General features: G+C 43.7%; 3 protein-coding genes. All 3 read left to right on the forward strand.

The window, feature by feature from the left end; all coding sequences use genetic code 11:
- The coding region (locus tag F6K20_RS12405) for a calcium-binding protein (RefSeq protein WP_287294849.1) at positions 1-1,189 on the forward strand (1,189 nt) is incomplete at its 5' end.
- 39 nt (positions 1,190-1,228) lie between these two features.
- Positions 1,229-1,471 (forward strand): hypothetical protein, encoded by a 243-nt coding sequence (locus F6K20_RS12410; protein ID WP_287294850.1) that lies wholly within the window; start codon positions 1,229-1,231, stop codon positions 1,469-1,471.
- A gap of 10 nt (positions 1,472-1,481) precedes the next feature.
- The gene (gene cas10, locus F6K20_RS12415; protein WP_287294852.1) at positions 1,482-4,508 is read left to right on the forward strand and encodes a type III-B CRISPR-associated protein Cas10/Cmr2; all 3,027 of its coding nucleotides are present in this window, start codon (positions 1,482-1,484) and stop codon (positions 4,506-4,508) included.
- Positions 4,509-4,516: the final 8 nt, after the last annotated feature.

Below are 4,516 nucleotides of genomic sequence, written 5' to 3' on the forward strand. Positions count from 1 at the left end.
TGACAACACTTTCTTGGGTTTAGAGGGTGATGACAAATATGTCGGTGGTGCAGGAAATGATACTTTCCAAGACAGTGGCGGTGTTAACTATTTTGACGGTGGAGAAGGTCGTGATACCGTTGACTTTTTCGAGTTTGATTTTGGGGTTCAAGTTAATCTCGTCGAGGGTACTGCTAGCTCTACCGATAGTAACGATCAAGAAATTACCCAAACCTTAATTAGTATCGAAAACGTATTTGGTACTAATTTTGATGACGAACTGATCGGTAACGACCAAGGCAACAGTTTCTTAGGTTACAACGGTGATGATAAATATCTTGGTGGCGCAGGAAATGACGTTTTCCGAGACAGTGCCGGTGTTAACTATTTTGACGGTGGAGAAGGTCTTGATACCGTTAACTTTCAAAATCTAATCAACTCTGGTATTAAGCTCAATTTGGCTGAAGGCACTGCTAGTTACACCGATGAGCAAGATCAGGAAGTAGCACAAACTTTAATTAGTATCGAAAGGGTATTTGGTACTAATTTTAATGACGAACTAATTGGTAACGAGGTTGACAACACTTTCTTGGGTTTAGAGGGTGATGACAAATATGTCGGTGGTGCAGGAAATGATACTTTCCAAGACAGTGGCGGTGTTAACTATTTTGACGGTGGAGAAGGTCGTGATACCGTTGACTTTCAAAATCTAATCAACTCTGGTATTAAGCTCAATTTGGCTGAAGGCACTGGTAGTTACACCGATGAGCAAGATCAGGAAGTAGCACAAACTTTAATTAGTATTGAAAGAGCCGTAGGTACTAATTTTAATGACGAACTGATCGGTAACGGGGAAGACAACATTTTATTGGGTTTAGACGGTGATGACACCATAACTGGCGGTGCTGGAAATGACGTAATCAAAACTGGTGACGGAAACAATACTATTGATTCTGGTTCCGGTGTAGACACCATCGAGCTTGGTAATGGTAACAACACCATTGCCCTTGAAGAAGGTGAAGGACATGACAAAGTGATAAATTTCCAACTGGGGTTAACTCGCTTTGGGGTTAGTGATGCTAGCACCCTTACCTTTGAGCAGTCTAATGGCAGTGTGAATATCATAGCTGCTGATGGTGACCTTCTCGCCAATGTAGAGGGAGTTGAGGTTAGTACCTTTACTGATAATCTCTCCACCATCTTTTTCTAATACCCCTCGCTTCCGGGTGTTGCTTAAAAATCGAATGATTTGAAGAGTTTTCTGGAACGGGCATCTGGCTGTGGAACGGGCATCTTGCCCGTTTCATTTCCAGGCGGGCAGGATGCCCACTCCACTGATATTGATTCTCTGCCTCTCATTCCCTATTCCCTGTTCCCAGATCCGCTGTTCCCGACTTCTGAAAGAAGTCAATTCAGCAATTTTCGTCATTCGCATCAAAACTATACTGGTACTCCTGCTCAGCTGCTACCTTGGGATCAGCTGTTTAGGTGAATCTAACTAAATGAATGTCTATCAGCGGAAGCTTTATGCTTTAATGCATCAGAAGCATAAAGACAAAGGGAGTAATAGTATCTTCCGCACATTACTCTGTTGCAAAGACAATCTAGATCAGCTGCAAAACTGGTGGCAGCAACTAGTAGAGGAGCAGGAGCAAAGTCAGGTTCTGCCGAATGCGATCGCTAGTTCCTCTGACCGGGTTAATCTAGGCGCAGCGTTTAACACAAAAAGTGATACTTGTCAAGTTAAGCATCCGATCAGCGGTCAACAGCACCAGATAGACTCTTTTAATCAACAAGAAATACCCAATCTCGGGGATATTGCTAAAGAACGGGATGGGAAAAAAGTGTTTTGGTGGCTCTGGCGGTTCTATCCAGAAATTAGAGCCAAGCAATCTCCTAATGCCTTACTGATTCCAGCTCATAAAATCCTACCGGATTGTCCAATCCACAGCTACAACAGCACAGTGTCTGCCCTAGTTGGTGCCCTGTATCCAGAAGACTTGCAACCAGGAAAGTCTCACGAACATCCCTATTTACTATTATTCACCTTCTCCCCAGTCCAGGAATTTATTAAAGCTTCCCGCAAGTTTCTTGATTTCTGGGCAGGCTCCTATTTACTCCATTATCTAAGTGTTAAACTCTGCTGGCATATTGCTCAATTGTATGGTCCTGATGCGGTAATTACTCCCTCCCTCTGGAGTCAAGAGATTATTGATGCCCTGATGATTCAGGAATTTGACCAACCAGAAGTAAATTATACAGTTTTTCGGGATAGTTTTAAACAGTATTCCCTAGATGAATTAGATCCAGTTAGCCGTTTTGATGACAATAAATCGACTAGTCTGAGTACTGCTGGTTTTCCTAATATTATTACAGCTGTGGTGCCAGGAAAGAAAGCAGCTGAGACATTGGGGAAAGAATTAACCGCAAAGCTAACAGAGGAATGGAAAATAATTGCTGTTCAAGTGCGGGAACATATCAAACAGAAGGTTATTTTATGGCTGAAAGAATCCCAAAATCAGCAAAAGCGAGAGGAAATCTTACAAGACTTGTCTGATTGTGACTACGAAGCTTGCCAGCGAGACTTAGAAAACTTAGGGAAACCTGGTTGGTGGGAGTGGAATAAACTCTGGGATGCTCAGATAGAAAGTTCTTGGCAACCTTACTGGACAGCAGTACCGTTAGGGAATCCCGATCAAAAACTAGTAATTAGCAGAAACGACCAGGAAACATTTGATAGCGAATGGAAAGACGCTCAAGAAGCGATCGCGTTTTCCCGTTCTGGCCAAAAGATTCCCACGGAAGTAGAAGAAAAAGCTTACCATACCCTTAATGTCGGGACATGGTGGGCAATCCTACAAGCTACTTTAGGAAAATCTATTCAAGCTGTTAAGAACACCCGCACTTGGCAGATTCCCGTTGCCCCAGGAGAGCGCTCCACCCTTTCTGGTCAGTTTAGTGCAGTGCATCCCAATCTAAACTATACAAAATATCCGGAAGGTGGAGGTCTGTCAGCTCGTTCGATGCGCCTATTCTGGCGGTTGATGGCGGCAGTTTATCCAGGAGGACTGTTCAATGGTTCAGAAAAACTCAATGCTTTGGAATTAACCAAGCGTATGGCTTGGCAGTACGGTGGTGTTGGTGAATCGTTGGGTATTGACTACAAACAATTCATTCGCTTTCCTAATTTGAGTTCCATTGCTGCAGCACGATTTGCCCATGATCATCCTGAAGTAATCCGCCAATACTGGGAGAATCTGAACAAATTAATTGAGCAAGAGTTACCTGATTTTAAGGATAATTATCGCTCTTGCACTGGTAATTACCCGTTTCAAGTTCCCAAGACTGATAACAGGATTAATCCCAACAACCACCAAGGTGAAAATTTAAACGGTGTCATGTTTTCTAGTCGGTGGCTAGCTGATGATATGGGATTAACTCAATCTAGGGATGTTTTCAGACGGTTAGTAGAAACTGCTCATAAACAAACTGGTTTTAGTAATGGGTCTCCCGGTGATTGGTGGGTAATTGTTTTGGCTGATGGGGATGGCATGGGGAAATATGTTTCTGGTGCTAAGCTCAAGGAATATAAACACTACATACTTACAGACCAACTAGACCAAACTAGTCAGCAAGTTAAGGGATTTAACGAACTGCTAGAGACCAAAAAGCGCATGGGACCAGCTACCCATGTTGGACTGAATCGTGCTTTACTAGATTTTTCCAATCGCCTGGTGCCTTATATCACTGAAAAGCGCTTCTGCGGCAAAGTTGTCTACAGTGGCGGGGATGATGTCATGGCCGTGTTGCCTCTAGAAGACTTGCCGGAATTTTTGCGATCGCTTCGTGCGGCTTGGTGTGGTGCTGAAGACCCCCAACAAGAGTTTGACCCTAACGGTGGTTACTGGTACCCCAAGCAACCATTAGAAGGATTACCCGACCGTGCCCATTTCACCATGGGCGAGGGTGCCACCATGAGCATGGGCATTGTGATTGCTCATAAAAGCTTACCACTGCCCACGGTTCTAGACAACCTTTGGAGCGCAGAGAAGGATAGAGCCAAGAAACTCCCAGGAACTAGACAAGATGCTAATCCCTCCATTCCCCCTAAAGATGGTTTGTGCTTCCGAGTTATCTACGGCAGTGGCAATAGTTTAGAAGCACTAATGAAAGGTCATTTACTAGACTATTGGTGGAAATTTATTCAGCATTATCAAGATATTGACCTCTCTCCTCTGCTGTATCGACTAGCAGAAGACTTGCCCAAACATGCTTGTGTAACCGAATGCGATCGCTTATTGAGTCAAGCAACCGAAGTTATCCTCAACCGCCGCGACGAAACCCTATCTGATCAGGTTAAAAATGATTTACTAGACTGGATTAATCAATGGGAACATTGGGCGTTTCATTCCCGAAAAGCTGCTGGAGAAAGCGCCCTCGGTACCCAACAAAAGGATTTAGCAATGTTATTAAAATTCAGTGCTTTTTGGGTAGATAAAATGGTACAACGTCAGCAATGGAGGGAATAGGGAATAGG

It is taken from the genome of Moorena sp. SIO2C4, from assembly GCF_010672485.1.
GTDB classification, from domain to species: domain Bacteria; phylum Cyanobacteriota; class Cyanobacteriia; order Cyanobacteriales; family Coleofasciculaceae; genus Moorena; species Moorena producens.